This window comes from Phenylobacterium sp. (assembly GCF_031425575.1).
GTDB lineage: Bacteria > Pseudomonadota > Alphaproteobacteria > Caulobacterales > Caulobacteraceae > Phenylobacterium.
Genome location: NZ_JANPJP010000086.1, coordinates 1 through 16103 on the forward strand (window position 1 = coordinate 1; position 16103 = coordinate 16103).

The 16103-nt window shown below is 68.9% G+C and carries 17 protein-coding genes; 7 read left to right on the forward strand and 10 right to left on the reverse strand.

Features of this window, described 5'->3' with window-relative positions; all coding sequences use genetic code 11:
* Positions 1 to 144: 144 nt before the first annotated feature.
* From RMO97_RS04685 to RMO97_RS04710, 6 genes are all read right to left on the reverse strand, one after another.
* The gene (locus RMO97_RS04685) at positions 145 to 1314 is read right to left on the reverse strand and encodes an acyl-CoA dehydrogenase family protein (protein WP_310539380.1); all 1170 of its coding nucleotides are present in this window, start codon (positions 1312 to 1314) and stop codon (positions 145 to 147) included.
* 11 nt (positions 1315 to 1325) lie between these two features.
* Positions 1326 to 2357 (reverse strand): FAD-dependent oxidoreductase, encoded by a 1032-nt coding sequence (locus tag RMO97_RS04690; RefSeq protein ID WP_310539381.1) that lies wholly within the window; start codon positions 2355 to 2357, stop codon positions 1326 to 1328.
* 41 nt (positions 2358 to 2398) lie between these two features.
* Positions 2399 to 3178 carry an ABC-2 family transporter protein gene (locus tag RMO97_RS04695; protein WP_310539382.1) on the reverse strand — a complete coding sequence of 260 codons (780 nt, stop codon included), beginning with the start codon at positions 3176 to 3178 and terminating at the stop codon, positions 2399 to 2401.
* Positions 3175 to 3972, reverse strand: coding sequence for an ABC-2 family transporter protein (locus tag RMO97_RS04700; protein ID WP_310539383.1), 798 nt, complete (start codon positions 3970 to 3972; stop codon positions 3175 to 3177). Before RMO97_RS04700 ends, RMO97_RS04695 begins: the two co-directional genes overlap by 4 nt.
* Positions 3962 to 4939, reverse strand: a complete 978-nt coding sequence (locus tag RMO97_RS04705; RefSeq protein ID WP_310539384.1) for an ATP-binding cassette domain-containing protein — start codon at positions 4937 to 4939, stop codon at positions 3962 to 3964. Before RMO97_RS04705 ends, RMO97_RS04700 begins: the two co-directional genes overlap by 11 nt.
* 276 nt (positions 4940 to 5215) lie before the next feature.
* The gene (locus RMO97_RS04710) at positions 5216 to 5812 is read right to left on the reverse strand and encodes a TetR/AcrR family transcriptional regulator (RefSeq protein ID WP_310539385.1); all 597 of its coding nucleotides are present in this window, start codon (positions 5810 to 5812) and stop codon (positions 5216 to 5218) included.
* Positions 5813 to 5967: 155 nt separating this feature from the next.
* Between RMO97_RS04710 and RMO97_RS04715 the strand changes: the two genes are divergently transcribed.
* Positions 5968 to 6759 (forward strand): enoyl-CoA hydratase, encoded by a 792-nt coding sequence (locus RMO97_RS04715; protein WP_310539386.1) that lies wholly within the window; start codon positions 5968 to 5970, stop codon positions 6757 to 6759.
* Positions 6760 to 6816: 57 nt separating this feature from the next.
* The gene (locus RMO97_RS04720) at positions 6817 to 8280 is read left to right on the forward strand and encodes an NAD(P)/FAD-dependent oxidoreductase (RefSeq protein WP_310539387.1); all 1464 of its coding nucleotides are present in this window, start codon (positions 6817 to 6819) and stop codon (positions 8278 to 8280) included.
* Here RMO97_RS04720 and RMO97_RS04725 read toward each other — a convergent pair.
* Entirely contained in the window at positions 8277 to 10724 is a 2448-nt protein-coding gene (locus tag RMO97_RS04725) for an ATP-binding protein (protein WP_310539388.1), read from the reverse strand. The two genes, RMO97_RS04720 and RMO97_RS04725, sit on opposite strands and share 4 nt — an antisense overlap.
* A gap of 123 nt (positions 10725 to 10847) precedes the next feature.
* The gene (locus RMO97_RS04730) at positions 10848 to 11825 is read right to left on the reverse strand and encodes a LysR family transcriptional regulator (RefSeq protein ID WP_310539389.1); all 978 of its coding nucleotides are present in this window, start codon (positions 11823 to 11825) and stop codon (positions 10848 to 10850) included.
* 104 nt (positions 11826 to 11929) lie between these two features.
* On the opposite strand from RMO97_RS04730, the gene RMO97_RS04735 reads away from it, so the two are divergent.
* The 5 genes from RMO97_RS04735 (at position 11930) to RMO97_RS04755 (ending at position 14540) form a co-directional block, all read left to right on the forward strand.
* A complete protein-coding gene (locus tag RMO97_RS04735) occupies positions 11930 to 12490 on the forward strand; it encodes a hypothetical protein (RefSeq protein WP_310539390.1) in 561 nt (186 codons plus the stop codon).
* Complete coding sequence (locus RMO97_RS04740; protein ID WP_310539391.1) at positions 12490 to 13122, forward strand: GNAT family N-acetyltransferase; 633 nt, start codon at positions 12490 to 12492, stop codon at positions 13120 to 13122. The genes RMO97_RS04735 and RMO97_RS04740 overlap by 1 nt, the downstream gene beginning before the upstream one ends.
* On the forward strand, positions 13119 to 13643 hold the full coding sequence (locus tag RMO97_RS04745; protein ID WP_310539392.1) for an isochorismatase family protein: 525 nt from the start codon (positions 13119 to 13121) through the stop codon (positions 13641 to 13643). The genes RMO97_RS04740 and RMO97_RS04745 overlap by 4 nt, the downstream gene beginning before the upstream one ends.
* On the forward strand, positions 13640 to 13891 hold the full coding sequence (locus tag RMO97_RS04750) for a hypothetical protein (RefSeq protein ID WP_310539393.1): 252 nt from the start codon (positions 13640 to 13642) through the stop codon (positions 13889 to 13891). The genes RMO97_RS04745 and RMO97_RS04750 overlap by 4 nt, the downstream gene beginning before the upstream one ends.
* Positions 13892 to 14129: 238 nt before the next feature.
* Positions 14130 to 14540 (forward strand): helix-turn-helix transcriptional regulator, encoded by a 411-nt coding sequence (locus RMO97_RS04755; protein ID WP_310539394.1) that lies wholly within the window; start codon positions 14130 to 14132, stop codon positions 14538 to 14540.
* Here the strand turns inward: RMO97_RS04755 and RMO97_RS04760 are convergent.
* On the reverse strand, positions 14537 to 15346 hold the full coding sequence (locus RMO97_RS04760; RefSeq protein ID WP_310539395.1) for an RNA methyltransferase: 810 nt from the start codon (positions 15344 to 15346) through the stop codon (positions 14537 to 14539). The two genes, RMO97_RS04755 and RMO97_RS04760, sit on opposite strands and share 4 nt — an antisense overlap.
* Positions 15347 to 15356: 10 nt before the next feature.
* Positions 15357 to 16103, reverse strand: a 747-nt coding sequence (locus tag RMO97_RS04765; RefSeq protein ID WP_310539396.1) for a M13 family metallopeptidase, incomplete at its 5' end; no start/stop codon positions are given.

Below are 16103 nucleotides of genomic sequence, written 5' to 3' on the forward strand. Positions count from 1 at the left end.
CGCCGGGCGGTCTTCATCAGGAAGCCGGCGTCGACCCCGGTGGCGCCCGACGCCCGCCGGATCGCCGCCTCCACCACCCCTCGGATGCCGCTGACCGCCATGCGCCAAGGCTTGCGCCGGCTGTGGTTAATCCCCGGCTAAGGCTCAGTAGCTCTTGGGCAACCCGAGCACTCGCTCGGCGATGTAGTTCAGCACCATCTCACGGCTAATCGGCGCGATGCGGGCGATCATGGCCTCGCGGAAGTAGCGCTCCACGTCGAACTCGCGGGCGTAGCCCATGCCGCCGTGGGCCAGGACCGCAGCCTCGCAGGCGGAGAAGCCCGCCTCCCCGCCCAGATATTTGGCGGCGTTGGCCTCCGCGCCGCATGGCTCGCCGGCGTCGAACAGGGCCGCGGCCCGGAAGGCCATCAGGTTGGCGGCCTCCAGCTCCGCCCAGGACCGCGCCAGGGGATGGGCCACGCCCTGGTTCTGGCCGATGGGCCGGCCAAACACGATCCGCTCCTTGGCGTAGGAGGTGGCCTTCGCGAGGGCCGCGCGGCCCAGACCCACGGCCTCGGCGCCGAACAGCACCCGTTCGGGGTTCAACCCCTCCAGCAGGTAGTAGAAGCCGCGCCCCTCCTCGCCGATCAGGTCGCCGGCCGGCACTTCCAGCCCGTCGATGAAGACACTGTTGGACTCCACCGCCTTGCGGCCCATCTTCGGGATCACCGTGGCCGAGATCTTCGAGCGGTCGAAGTCGGTGTAGAACAGGCTCAGGCCCTCGGTGGCCTTTCGCACCTGATCCTTCGGCGTGGTGCGGGCGATAGTCAGCATCTTGTTGGCCCGCTGGGCCATGGTCGTCCACACCTTGCGGCCCGAGATCACATAGCCGTCCTTGGTGCGCACCGCCCGCGTGGTCAGGCTGGTGGTGTCGAGGCCGGAGTCCGGCTCGGTGATGCCGATGCAGATCTTGTCCTCGCCGGAGATCAGCCGCGGTATGGCGCTCTGCTTCAGGGCCTCGGAGCCGAACTTGGCGATGGGCATGGGGCCGAAGATGTTCAGGTGCAGGGCGCTGGCGCCCGAGAACCCCGCTCCCGACTCCGCCACCGCCTGCATCATGATCGTGGCCTCGGTCAGGCCCAGACCCGCTCCGCCCAACTCGACAGGCATCGCGGTCCCCAGCCAGCCGCCGGCGGCCATGGCGGCGACGAAGGCCTCGGGGAAGTCGCCGGTGTCGTCTGTCCGTCGCCAGTACTCGGCGTCGAAGTCGGCGCAGACCCGGGCGACGCCGTCGCGGATCGCCTGCTGTTCGTCGCTCAGCCAGAAGGCGCTCATCGTCATCGTCCCTAGATGTTGTCGAACCGCCTCGGATCGAGCCGGGCGGCATAGGGGCCAAGGTCCCCCTCCGTCACGCAAGCGGTGATGATCTTTGCCACCAGGGGCGCCAGCAGCCAGCCGTTGCGCCGCGCGCCGACCGCCAGCAGCACGCCGTGGTGACGCCCGCGCCCGACCATGGGCAGGCCGTCCGGGGTGGCGGCGCGGACGCCGGTCTGGGCGGTGACCCTGGCGGCCTTCAGGGTGGGGAACAGGCGCGCCCCGGCCTCCAGCAGGCCCGCCACCTGACCGGCCTCGACGGCGAGGTCATCGGCGTCCGGCTGCATGGTGGCGCCAAGGGTCAGCCCACCCGGTGCGGTCGTGACATAGGCCCCCTCGCCTCGCACCACGACGCCCTCATAGGCTAGGCCCTCGGTGCGCAGGATGTGGCCCTTGATGGGGCTCAGCCGTCCCAGCAGCGGAGCCATGACGGCCAGGTCGCGACCCATGCCGGTGGCGATCACCAGCCGCTCGCCGCCCTCGAAACCGTCGGCGGCGCGGGGGTGAAAGGTGACGCCCGCGGCCTGAGCGGCGCGGCGCAGGGCCGCCAGGGCCGCAGCGGCGTCGATGCGCCAGTCCTCGCGGGTCAGCAGGGCGTGGCCCCAACCGGGGGCGAGGCCCGGCGCCAGGCCGATCATGGCGTTGCGCGACAATTCGGTGGGACGCAGACCCAGCTTGCGGATGCCCACGTCGGCGGCGTGCAGGAAGCTCGCGTCCCCCACCGCCATGGCGCCGGCCCGGTCCACGGTGATCCCGATCCGGGTCTCCAGGGCCGGCCACAGGTCGCGCGCCGCCAGCATGAGGTCGAAGTGGGCGCGGGTCTCGACGTCCAGCACCGCCTCAAACACCGGGGCGAGCATGCCGGCGGCCACCGCCGAAGCGGCGCCACCGTCGGGCGCTGGATCATAGACCGCGACCTCCGCCCCGGCGTCGGCCAGGGCGAGCGCCGTCGTCAGACCGAGCGCGCCCGCACCCGCGACCGTGATCCTTGGCTTGCGGCTCATGGACCTAAGCAGCGGGCTTCGGCGCCGAAATCAAGCAAATCTCACATCGAGGGCGAGGCGCCGCGCCGGTAACGGGAGACGCCCAAGTGGAACAGGCCCACCGCCATGGCGGCGTAGACCACCGCCCCGAACAGCACCAGGGCGAGGGTCTGGAGGCCGGGATTTCGAACCATGCCCATCGGCGCCAGCACCACGAAGCCCGCGGGCAGGATGGTGAAGGCGATGGTCTTGACCGCTCCATGATAGATCGAGCCGGGATAGCTGGAGAACAGCAGCATGAAGTCGGTCAGGTCGCGGGCGAAGCTGCGCGCGCCCGCCGCCCAGAAGGCCAGGCTGGCGAAGCTGATGCTGGCGCTGACATAGACGGTGGTCCCGGCCGCGATGGCCAGCAGCAGGGCGGGCAAATCCGCCCATTCCAGCTTGGCGAACACCCCCAGCACGAAGACCGCGCCGGCCAGGTCGCCCCAGGCGGTGGCGATGCTTTCGCGGGCCAGCAGGCGCGGGATCAGCCCCTTGGGTTGGGTCAGCAGGGCGTCCAGTTCGCCACGCAGCAGGGTCGCGGCCATGTCGCGATAGCCGCCAAAGAACACGCCCGAAATTCCCACCACCGACATGGGCAGCCCAAACAGCAGGGCCATGTCCGACAGGGTCCAGCCACCGATCGAGCGGAAGCCCGCGAAGAACAGCACCCAAAGGGTCAGGAAGAAGATGTCGTTGACGATCATCCCTCCGACCTGGATCGCGAAGTTGCCCCGGTCGGAGAAGGAGGTGCGGATCGCCGCGCTCGACTGTGCGGCGTAGAGGCGGAACGCGCGCATCATACCCCGCCCTCCCGCAGCACCTTGGCGAGGCCCGCTCGCCACAGCGCCAGGCACAGCAGGGACAGCAGCACGATCCACAGCACCTGCCAGGCCGCCGCCGTCAGGAACATCGCGCCGGAGGGCGCCAACGCCTGGACGCCGGCCCAATAGAGGTGGGCGGCGAAGGGGGTCGCCTCGGCCAGCTTCCGCAGCCAGTCGGGATAGAGGGTGATGGGAGCGAACAGCCCGCCCAACAGGAACATCAGCTTCTGGATCACCAGCTGCACGGGCAGGATCCGCCGCGTCCAGAAGGCGCAAAGCCCCGCCACCGCATAGAGCAGCATACCCACGGTCACGGCCAGGACGCCCAGGACGAAGAGATAGGCATAGGCGCCGACGGGCGGCCCCTCGCGGCCGGTCACCGCCAGCCAAGCCACGGCGGTTACGCCCAGCACCGTCAGCCGCACCAGGGTCCCGCCCAGGCTCTGAGCCAGGCTCTGCAACAGGTAGAACTTGGGCCGCAGCAGGTGGGGCTCCAGACCGCCCGAGCGGATGTCGTCCTCAAACCGCATGTGCACGGCGGGCAGGGAGAGCGTGATCCACTCGGTCGCCAGGACATAGAGCACCAGCCCGCCGGCCGGCAGGGCGATGGCGCCGCGCGCAGGCTCGGCCGCCACCTTGTCCCACAGGGCCGAGAGCACGGTCATGATCAGGACGTAGAACAGGCAGCGGCCGGCCAGCACGGTCCAGCCGGCCATGGCCTGGCCCGCCCCGACCCGCAGGGCGACAGCGGCGGCGGTCAGGTCACGTCGCATGGGTCGAGGCGTAGATGTCGGCGATCACCTCCTCCATGGGGGGATCCTCGATGGTGACGTCCTCAATGCCGCCGTCGGCCATGGCCGCGGCGATCACCTGCTCCACGCGGGTGAGCTTGGTGTCCACCTCCAGGATGGTGGCGTGGGCCTCCGAGGCCCGCCGCGTCACCCCGGGCAGGTCGAGCGAAACCCCCTGCCCCGCCGACTGGAAGGTGATGATCTTGCGGCCCAGGAAGCGGCGGCGCAGCTGGTCGGTGGGCTGGTCCACCACGATACGGCCCTGGTTGACCACGATCACCCGGTCGCAGACCAGCTCGATATCCCGCGTGTCATGGCTTGTGAGCAGCACGGTCTGGCCGTGGTCGCGGGCATGCTCGCGGATGAAGTCGCGGATCGCCGCCTTCGCCGTCACGTCCAGGCCGATGGTGGGCTCGTCCAGGAACAGCAGGTTGGGGCCGTGCAGCAGGCTGGCGGTGATCTCGCACCTCATCCGTTGGCCCAGCGACATGCGGTGGACCGGCTGGTCCAGCAGATCGGTGAGGGCGAAGCGCTCGGTCAGTTCGCCCAGCCGTTTGGCGAAGGGCGCGGCTTCCTGGTCGTAGATGTGGCGCAGCAGGGCGAAGCTCTCGCGGGCCGGCAGTTCGCCCCACAGCTGGGAGCGTTGGCCGAACACCACGCCGATCTTGTAGGCCAGCGCCTTGCGCTCCCTCCACGGCGTCAGGCCCAGCACGCTGACCTCGCCCGAGGAGGGCTCCAGGATGCCCGAGAGCATCTTCAGGGTCGTGGACTTGCCGGCGCCGTTGGGGCCGATGATGGCGACGCGCTCGCCCTTCGCGATCTCGAAGTCGACGCCGGCGACGGCCTCGACCGTCACATGTTCGGGGGAGAAGGCCTCGAAGAAGCCGCCGCGCCGCTTAGCGTAGCGGTAGGCCTTGGAGAGCGACTTGACGGTGATGACGGCGGACATGGCGGGCTTCGATTTCTGAGAGGGTCGATGGGTCTGGCGAGTTGGATGCATGCGGCGTGGGAGCCCGGTAGAGCTCATTGCCGCACGGCATCTGGCCAAACAGATTGGTCATCGTCTCAGGTCGTTGAAGCGCGCGAACAGGTTCGCGGAACGGCGTCATGCTTAGACGGCGATTCTGGTTTTCACAACCGGGCCGCAACGAAGCTGCGCTATGTGTGGCTTTCGCGCACGGTCATGCCCTCCCCGCCGCGCGGCAAGACGTCATCCCTGTGGCGGCTAGCGGGGGCGGAACAGAACTTCCAGACCCTGGATCACATCTTCCATCAGGCCGCCCTCGGTGTCGGCGGGGTCGGCCAGCATCATCGAGGCCGCGCCGTGTCCGCAGGCCCAGACGGCCAGGGCCACCTTGTGGATCAGGTCGGGGTCCCGCTCCGGCTGGTTGGGGGACTCGGCGATGGCGGCCTCGATGACGGCGAAGGCGCGGTCGCGGGCCAAGGCCACCTCGGGATCAGCCAGGGCGGCGGGATCGAACATCAGGCTGTAGAGCGCCGGTTGCCGCCGGGCGAAACCGAAATAGGCCAGCGCCGTGGCGCGAATCGGCGCGTTGGCGGCGGCCGTGGCTGCGGCGCGCAGGGCGGCCTCGAACTCGCCGAATCCCTCGGCCGCCAGCCCCGCCAGCAGGGCCTGTTTGGAGGTATAGTGATGATAGACCGAGCCCGGCGCGATACCGGCCCGCGCCGCCAGGGCCCTCAGGTTCAGCTTGCCGATGCCCCCGCTCTCCAGCAGGGCGCGCGCCTCGTCCAACAGTTGCGCCCGCAGGTTGCCGACATGGTAGCCCCTGCGCCGAGTCGCGCCGACGGACGGCCAAGGCATCAGCAGCCCTTCCCGAAACGCAGGTGAATGCTCGCGAAACGGCGGCGCATGGAGACTCCAACGGCTAGGTGATCATTGTTCACCGCCTTTCCACCGGTTGTCGAGGCGCGATGCGCGTCGCAGGTTGACGCAGCGGCTCTGGGAGGAAAACGGCCATGTCGGGCGAAGTGCGGATCGAGATCGAGGCGCGGGCCGGCGGCGCCTGCGTGGCCCATGTCACCGTGGACAATGCGGGCAGGCTGAACACCCTCAACAGCGCCCTGATGAAGGAGTTCGCGGCCCGGATCGGGGCCTTGGCCAAGGATGAACACCTCCGCGCCGTGGTGCTGACCGGGGCGGGCGACCGCGCCTTCATCGGTGGGGCGGACATCGACGAGATGGCGGGCCTGGACGCGAGCACGGCGCGGGCCTTCATCACCCGCGTCCACCGCTGCTGCGAGGTGTTGCGAGACCTGCCGGTCCCGGTGATCGGGAAGATCAACGGCTATGCCCTGGGCGCGGGCATGGAGGTGGCCGCGGCCTGCGATCTGCGGGTCGCCGCCGACAGCGCGGTGTTCGGGATGCCGGAGGTGCAGCTGGGCATACCGTCCGTGGTGGAGGCCGCCCTCCTGCCGTCCCTGGTGGGTTGGGGCCGGACGCGGCAAATGTTGTTGTTGGGTGAGACCTTCAGCGCCGCCCAAGCGGGGTCTTGGGGCTTGGTTGAAGCCGTCGTCCCAGCCACGGGCCTGGACGCCCAGGTGGAGGCCTGGCTCGCGAGCCTGCTGGCCGCCGAACCGGCCGCCGTGCGTCTGCAGAAGGCGCTGATCCGCCGCTGGGAAGACCTGCCGATGAAGGACGCCATCGCCGCCGGCATAGACGCCTTCGAGGCGGCCTGGACCACCGACGCGCCCGCCAAGTCCATGGCTGAGTTTCAGGCCACCCGGGCGGCGCGACGAACTAACCGTTGATCACCTAGGACGGCGCCGCTAGCCTTTCCCCAACGACAGGTCGGGAACGAAATCACCATGGGCGCGGACTTCAAGGTCGCCATCCTCGGCGCGGGCTTTGCTGGCCTGTGCATGGGCCTGAAGCTGCAGGCCAAGGGCGAGACGTCGTTCGTGATCCTGGAAAAGGCCGACCGGGTCGGCGGCACCTGGCGGGAAAACATCTATCCCGGAAGCGGCTGCGACATTCCCAGCCACCTCTATTCCTATTCCTTCGAGCCCAATCCCGACTGGCCCGAAATCTTCTCCGCCCAGCCCGACATCCTCGCGTACATCGAGAACGTCGTGGAAAAGCGCCAGCTTTTCAGACACCTGAGGTTCAATGCTGAGGTGACCTCGGCGGCGTGGGACGACAGCGCGGCGGTCTGGCGCATAGGCCTGGCCGACGGGAGCTCCATCACCGCCGAGACCTTCGTCACCGCTTGGGGCCAGTTGAACCGGCCCAAGCTTCCGCCTATCGCCGGGCGTGACGCCTTCGCCGGCGCCGCCTTCCACTCCGCCCAGTGGGACGGCTCCGTCGACCTTGCCGGCAAGCGCGTCGCGGTGATCGGCAACGGCGCCAGCGCCGTGCAGTTCGTCCCCGAGGTCGCCAAGGTCGCGGGATCGCTGACGCTCTTCCAGCGGTCCCCCAACTGGATCGTGCCGCGCATGAACCGGCCCTACACCGCCGAGGAGAAGGCCCGGTTCCGTGCTCAGCCCGAGGTGATGGCCAAGGTGCGCGGAGACATCTTCGAGATGGCCGAGGCCCGGCTCGAAGCCAAGCGCGCCGGAACCGCGCCGGTGGAGGAGGTCCCCATCCCGCTAGCCCACCTGCACGCTCAGGTCGCCGACCCGGAGCTGCGCGCCAAGCTGACCCCCGACTATGAGATCGGCTGCAAGCGGGTGCTGATCTCCAACGACTTCTATCCGGCCCTGACCCGGCCCAATGTCGAGCTGGTGACCGAGGCCATCGCGCGAATGACCCCGCGCGGCGTGGTGGACGCCCAGGGCCGGGAGCACGAGGTCGATGTGGTGATCTACGCCACCGGCTTCGAGACCCGCTCCTTCGTGGGTGACACCGGGATCACCGGCGTGGGCGGCTTGCGCCTGAGCGACGTCTGGATCGACGGGCCGGAGGCGTATCTGGGCCTGTCGGTGACCGGTTTCCCCAATCTTTTCATGCTGTACGGACCGAACACCAACCTCGGGCACAACTCCATCATCTTCATGATCGAGGCCCAGGCCGACTATGTGCTGCAGGCGCTGCACGCCATCGGCGAGGCCGGCCCGCTCTCGGTGAAGCAGGAGATCGCCGACGCCTACAATGCCGAGCTTCAGAAGGCCCTGGCGGTCACGCCGTGGGCCGGCAGCTGCACCAGTTGGTACAAGACCGCTGACGGCCGCATCCTCAACAACTGGCCCCACACGGCGCGCGCCTATGCCCGCGCCGTGGAGCGGTTCGACCTGGACGTCTACGAGGTGATGCGGGCGGTGGAGCCGGCCTAGGCCGCCACAGAGGCGTCGCCGTCTTCGGCTTCGGCCGGAGCTTCCAGCACCGCCTGCAGGGCCGCGAACAGGCGTCCGACCTCGATGGGCTTGGCGACGAAGCCGTCCATGCCGGCTTCGGTGTATTCCGCCACCTGGTGAGCCATGGCGTTGGCGGTGAGCGCGATGATCGGTGTCCGAGGTCGGCCCTCGGCGGCCTCCCGGGTTCGGATGATCCCCGTCGCCGTCGGGCCGTCCATCTCGGGCATCTGGACGTCCATCAGGATGACGTCCCAGTCTTGCCGCGCCCAGGCCTCCACGGCCAGCTTGCCGTTCTCGACGATCACCGGATCGACGCCGATTTGGTGCAGCAGGGTCTTGAGCACCAGCTGGTTGACCGTGTTGTCCTCCGCGGCCAGCACCCGCAGGGCTCCGACCTCCAACTCTATGGCCTCGACCACCCCGGAATCTGGGGCCGGCAACACGTGGGTCGCTGTGCTCTTGGCCAGCGGCAGGGAGACGTAGAAGCTGGAGCCCTTGCCGGGGTTGCTCTCGGCGCGGATCGCGCCGCCCATCAGCTGGGCGAGCTCCCGGCAGATGGCCAGGCCCAGGCCCGTGCCGCCGTAGCGTCGCGTGGTGGAGGCGTCGGCCTGTTCGAACTTCTGGAACAGACTGGCCAGCCGCTCGGGCGGAATGCCGATACCGGTGTCGGCCACGGTCAGGCGCAGGCCGTCGTCGGTGCGCGCCACAATGACCCGCACCTCCCCGCTCTCGGTGAACTTCAGGGCGTTGGAGACCAGGTTGTAGAGGATCTGTCGCACCCGGGTGGAGTCGCCCACATAGACACCGCGGGCCGCGACCTCGACGGCCAGGTCGAAGGACAGGCCCTTCTTGTTGGCGATGGCTGTGAAGGCGGCATGGGCGCCGCGGGCCAGTTCGCTGATGTCGAACTCGGCCTCCTCCAACTCCAGCTTGCCCGCCTCGATTTTGGAGAGGTCCAGCACGTCGTTGAGAATGTGTAGAAGGGTCTCGCCGGACTGGCGCACCACGTCCAGGCGGTCGCGCTGCAGAGTGCTCAGCTCGTCGGCGGCCATGGCCTGGGCCATGCCCAGCACCCCGTTCAACGGGGTTCGGATCTCGTGACTCATGGTGGCCAGGAAGGTGGATTTGGCCCGGTTGGCCATCTCGGCGTCTTCCTTGGCCTGCATCAGGGCGCGCTCGGCCGCCTTGCGTTCGGTGATGTTCTGCATCGCCCCGATCAGCCGCACCGGACGGCCTTCGCGGTCGTTCACCAGGCGGCACGCAGCCGAGGTCCAGACTTCGCGGTCGTCGGCGCGGATGATGCGGTACTCGGGCCGGTAGGGTGCGCCTTCCTCCACGTGCAGCGTCCAGGCCGCCTCGACGCCGGGGCGATCGCGCGGATCTATGGTCGCGTAGATGTCCCGGAAGAGCTCGTCATAGGTCTTGGCCTCGGAGAAGAACGTGTCCTCCGCGCCGGCCTTGATCAGTTCGCGACGCTGGTAGTCCATTTCCCAGACGTGGATATCGGCGATCTCCATCGCCAGGGTCAGGCGCTGTTCCGATCGCTCGGTGGCCTCCATGGCCTCGACCATGCTGGTGATGTTGTGGCTGGCCACAATGAGGCCGCCGACCTCACCTTGCGCGTTGCGCCAGGGAGCCATCTCCACCGACATCCAGCGGAGAGCGCCGTCGTCGCCCCGATACGGCACGCGGTCGGAGGTGATGACCTCACCGGCCAGCACCCGGTCATAGTACTCCCGCCAGCGTTCAAACACCGCCGGCCTCAGCTCCATCATGGACCGGCCCCGGGCCTCCTCGTCGGTCAGGCCGACCTCCTCGGCCCAGCGGGGACTACATCCCAGCACGGTAAGGTTACGGTCGGTGATCACCAGTGACACCGGCATGGCCTGCACCACGGCGGCGAAGGTGGACATGATCGCGGCGCGCTCGCGCCGGCCGTGTTCGCGCGCCTTGGTGGCCTGGGCGCGATCCCATTCGTCGGCGATGAAGGCGGCCAGGTCGGTCAGCCGGTTGGCCAGGCTGGCCTCGTAGGGCCGCACCTCCTGGCCGGTCACGCAGAGCACCCCGGGGATGGAGCCGTCCGCCAGGCGGATCGCGGCCGCAGCGTAGAAGCGCAGATAGGGCGGGCCGGTGACGCTATCCATGTCGCAGGACCGTGGATCGATGCGGCCGTCCTCGATCCAGAGGAACTGCCCGGTGTCGAGGCTCCATTGCACGCTGGGGGCGATGGCGTGATCGCCATGCGGATCACGGCTGCGCCATGCGCGGCCATCCTTGACCAGCACGACCTGTGACTCCACCGCGCCGAACATCGTGCGCGCCAGACGCGTGGCCCGGTCGCAGACAGCCTGGCTGAGATCGAGTTCGAAGGGGCGGGCCGCAGCGTCTGCAGCGACGGGCTTGGGCGATCTGATCTCTGACATGCGCCGCCCCCCGGTCTCTGTTCGCTTCTCAGAAAAGCGGTACCGGATCTGGGTTAAGGGCGACTTTATACGGGGCGTCAAAAAACCGCGACGCGAGGCCAACCCCCGTGGCGCTTGGGTGGGTCAGGCGCGCGCGATGGCCGCTGGCCAGGACCAGCCTTCGAACTCAGCGGGGTGGATGAACTCTTTGCGATACCAGGGCCGCTCGCGGGCGTCGAAGATCGAGACCAGCCACTCGGCGACCCGGGCGACGCGCGGCGATTTCAGCGCGTCGCGATGGTGGCAGAGCCACAGGGTCCCGGTGGCGAGCGGCGGGATGTCCAGCATCACCAGGTTGGAGGTCATGCGCAGGATCGCGGTGGGCACCGGACCGATGCCGGCGCCGCGCTCGATGGCGTGCAGCATGGCGGTCGAAGAGTTGACCACCAGGGACGGCGCGGCCAGCTCCATGAAAGCGCCGGTCTTGGCGTGCCACTGGCCCTTCTCGCTGACCTGGGCGGAGTGGGCGATGAAGCGATGACCGACGGCCGCCTCCAGGCGCGTGGGGGCCCCATACGTATCGATGTAGTCCTGCGACGCGAACAGGGCGTAGTGCAGCGTGGCCAGTTCCGTGGCCGCCACATCCGGCTGGCCGCCCGGCGACGTGAGCTGGATGGACAGGTCGACGTGCCCGTCCACGGGGTTCTCGGGATAGAAGCCGCAATCAAGAGCCAGGCGGATGCCTGGATTTTCCTTCATGAAATCCGCGAGCTTGACCCCCAGCAGGAAGCCCCCGATGCCCTCCGGCGCAGCGATGGTCACCTCGCCGCTGTCGTGGCGGTCGGCCTCAAGGGCCATGCGCTCGATGTCCACCGAGGCCCGCTGCATGGACAGCGCGCGGTCATAGATGCGCTCGCCAGCCCGCGTCAGGCTGACCCCCCGCAGGCCGCGGTCGAACAGCCGCACGCCAAGCCGGGTCTCCAGGTCGTCGATGCGGCGGGTGATGGTGGGCTGGCTGGTCCGCAGGCGGCGTGCGGCCGCGCCGAAGCTGCCGGCTTGGGCCGCGGCGACGAAGGTCTTGATGTCGTCCCAGTCGGCGCGTCCGCCGTCGTGATTGTCCATCCCACCCAACCCGTATCGTGGCGCCCCCATACGAACTTGGCGGCTGCACCCAGACGATCTGACGCTCTACCAAAAGGCCAGTTTGCACAAGTCAGGTGACCAGGATGCCGAGCGCCGCCGACACCACCATCCGCCCGCGAGAGCACCTTGCGCGGCTGGGCCTGAGGCTGGCGACCCCCGACGAAATCGTCCAGGGCCGTGACATCGCGGCCCGCACCGTCTGTCCCACGGTCGCGACCGTGGACACCCTGCAGGCAGTCCAGGACCGCACCGGCTGCTCCGCCTTCAGCTACCGCGACAGCGATGGCCGACTGGCCGGCGTCCTCTGCATCATTCCCCTCAACAAGGCCGCCGCCGGCACCCTGGCCGCAGGGGTGTTCGACGGCGTCGCGCCCCCCATGGCGATGGTCGCCAGACCCGCCGACCGGGTCATCGCGATCTATGGCTGGGGCATGGCCGGGGTCACCTGGCGCGGCCGGGCCGTGGTGATGGCCGGCGCCCTGGCGATCCATCGGGAGATCTACGACACCGTCCCGCTCTATGGCCGCGCCGCCACCCCGGGCGGCGAGCGCACTCTGCTGCGCCGCATGGGCGCGCGCGCCGTGCCCGGCCCCGGCGGTCTGGTGGTCTGCCCCACCTGGACTCCCCAAAGGAAAGCCGCCTGATGAACGCCAATGTCCGCATGCCCCTGGAGGCCAGGGCGCCCGCCGAGGTCGACGAGGGACAGCTGGAGGTCTTGGTCTGCCGCACCCTGCCTGACCTGATGCAGGCCATGGCGGTGCGCGCCCTGGTCTATATGGGCGAACAGGCCTGTCCCTATGACGAGGAGTACGACGGCAACGACTTCGCCGGCGCCACCCACCTGATCCTGCGGCGCGACGGAGAGCCGATCGGAACCTTGCGCATCCGCTGGTTCGCCGACTTCGCCAAGGTGGAGCGGGTGGCGGTGCGCAAGGAGTATCGCCGCGGCCGCGCCACCCTGATGCTGATCCTGGCCGCCAAGAAGCTGGCCGAGAAGAAGAACTACCGCAAGATCCTCGGCTACGGCCAGGTGCGGCTGATCCCGTTCTGGGAGCAGTACTTCAACGCCTATGTGCGGCCTCGCCGCGACGGCTTCGTGGTCTCCGATCACGACTATGTGGAAATGGTGGTGGAGGGGGTGCCGCCGCATGACGCCCTGACCCTGGATTCCGATCCCTATGAATTGCTGCGTCCCGAGGGCGCCTGGAACGCGCCCGGGGTGCTGGACAAGTCCGCGGCGCGCGCGGCCGCCAATCCCGGCGCTCTGTCGCGATGAGGACCTATGCCCCCGACGCCTCGGCCCTGGTCTGCCTGGACCTGCAGCGCGGACGCCTGGCCACCGAGAACGCCGCCACTACGGTCGCCGCCTGCCGCCGGGTGCTGGAGCAGGCGCGCCGCCGACGCTGGCCGGTGTTGCACGTCCATGTCCGGGCCGCGGGCGCGCCGACGGACCCGCCGATCCCCGGCCTGGAGCCCCTGCCCAGTGAGGCGGTGTTCATCCGCCAGGGCCCCTCAGCCTTCACCAACGCCGCGTTTTGCCAGACCGCCCAGATCCTGGGCGGGCCGCTGGTGTTGATCGGCTTCCGCATGGCCGACACCGTCCTGGCCACCGCCTTCGCCGCGGCCGATCGCAACCTGGCGGTCGAGGTGGTCGACGACGCCGTGGGGGGCGACCCCGCCAGCCGCCTGATCCTGCTCAAACCGCTTGCCGCGCTGGCCCCCCAGGCGCGGGTCACCAACTCCCGTGAGCTTTTCTTCGAGGACGCCTCGCGGTTCGCCGCGGCGAACATGCCATGACCGATTTCAAGACTCCTCACAGCTTCCTGCCCGCCGGCCCGCCACGCAGGCCCTCCGAGATGGACCTTGCCGACCAGACGGCCGAACTGCTGGAGATGGCCAGCCTGCTCAGCCCCCGGGACTTGGCCACCTTGTCCGTCATCGTCCGCCGCGCGGCCGAGATCTCCGAGTCAGAGGGCGAAGAGGTGGCCATCGCGGTTCTTGATCAGATCCACGGGATCCTGGACGGCCGGGTTTCGGACGCCTGATACAATCCAAGATTGTTTCCACACGAGGGGCCGATCGCGCGCTCATTACCCAAAATGGGGAGTATTCGTGTGCTGGATGTCAGCAGTCCGCTAGAAGCGGCTTCGAACGCTTAGAAGGCAAAATTTAACTCTGCAGTGCGGCCCTATGTCTTAGGCATGACAAATTGGTGGCGATACGGCTTTTACGCGTGCAGAAAGGCGCTGCGCACTCGAGCGTGCGCGCCAAAAGGACATATCCGTGAGCGAGAACCTTGACGATGCGGGCCCCGACCCCATCGACGTCGCTGTCGGCCACCGCATTCGCGTGCGTCGCAAATGGCTGGGTATCTCCCAGTCCACCCTCGCCGACCACCTGGGGGTCAGCTTCCAGCAGGTCCAGAAGTACGAGCGCGGCGCCAACCGCACCTCGGCCTCAATGCTTGTGCGCATCGCTGAGAAACTGGAAACCACAGTCGGCGAACTGGTCGGCGAGAACGATCGTCCCACCGGCGACGAGAGCCTGTTCGAGAAGCTGGCCGTGCCGGGCGCCGTCCAGCTTCTGGAAGCCTTCGCCAGCGTGCAGCAGCCCTCCCTGCGCACTGCGATCCTCAACCTGACCCGGTCCCTGATCGAAGAAACCGAAGAGCCCGCCCAGAAGCGAGCGCGCTAAGCCTTCCCTGCGGCGAAGGCCAGGTAGTGCAGGACGATCCCCGCGGTCGTCGCCACATTCAAGGAGTCGAAGCCGGTGGCCATGGGAATGGCCACCGTCGTCGCCCGCGCCAGCACCGAGGCCGCCAGTCCCGGCCCTTCGGCGCCCAGAAGCACCGCGGTTTTTGACGGTCGCCTGAGGTCAACCAGGCGATTGTCGCCGCTGGGACTCAGCGCCACCGTCTCGAACCCCGCCGCGCCTAACGCATCGAGCAGGTCGTCCGAAACGGTCGCGAAGGGCGTCGCCAGGACCGCCCCCACCGACACCCGGATGGCCTTGCGGTACAGCGGGTCGCAGCAGTCGGTGTCCAGCAGCACGGCATCGACCCCAAAGGCCGCGGCGTTGCGGAACAGACCGCCCATGTTGTCGTGGTTGGCGATCCCCGACAGCGCCAGGACCAGGCTCCCCTCCCCGAGACCGGCCAGCAGGTCGGCGGCGCTCGGGGCCGCGCGCCGGCGGCCCAGGGCCAGGATGCCGCGATGGATATGGAAGCCCACCACCGCGTCCATCGCCTCCTGGCTGGCGGAATAGACCGGAACGTCGTCGGGCATCTGGGCGATCAGGTGGGCCAGGCCCGCCACCCGCTTGCGGGCGATCATCAGCGAGACCGGTTCGCACAGCCTTGAGCGCGCCAGCACATTGAGCACCACCTCGCCCTCGGCCACGAACAGGCCCTCGCGACCCACCAGGTCGCGCTCCCGCACGTCGCGATAGGCGGCGACGCGCGGGTCGGCCGGGTCGTCGATCAGGATGATCTGGGGCGCCACGACGCGCGGACTACCAGATCTTCACCCGGTCGGCGGGAGCCAGATAGAGCTTCTCGCCGGGCTTGGCGTCGAAGGCGGGATACCAGGCGTCCAGGTTGCGCACGGTGTCGGCGCGGTATTCGCCGGGCGCGTGCCCGTCGGTCAGCAGGACCCGGCGCAGGGCCGCCTCCCGGTACTTGCCCCGGTAGTTCTGCGCCCAGCCCAGGAAGATCCGCTGGTCGGCGGTCACCCCGTCGATCACCGGCGGCGGCGCCCCGTTCAGCGACAGGTGATAGGCGTCATAGGAGGTCGCCAAGCCCGCCAGGTCGGCGATGTTCTCGCCCAGGGTCAGCTCCCCGTTCACCGACAGGTCCGGCAGGGCCTTGTAGTCGTTGTACTGCTCGACCAGCTGCTTGGAGGAGGCCTTGAAGTGGGCCATGTCGGCGTCGGTCCACCAGTTGCGGACATTGCCCTTAGCGTCGAAGAGCGCCCCGGTGTCGTCGAAGCCGTGGCTGATCTCGTGGCCGATCACCCCGCCGATGGCGCCGTAGTTCACGGCAGGATCGGCCGCCGGATCGAAGAACGGCGCCTGCAGGATGGCGGCCGGGAAGCTGATGGAATTCTGCATCGGCGCGTACAGCGCATTGACCGTCTGGGGTGTCATGTACCACTCGCCGCGGTCCACGGGGCCGCCCAGCTTGGCCAGGTTGCGCCGGTACTCGAAGAGCTCGCCCCGCCGCCAATTGCCATAGGCGTCGCCGGCCACGATGCTCAGGCC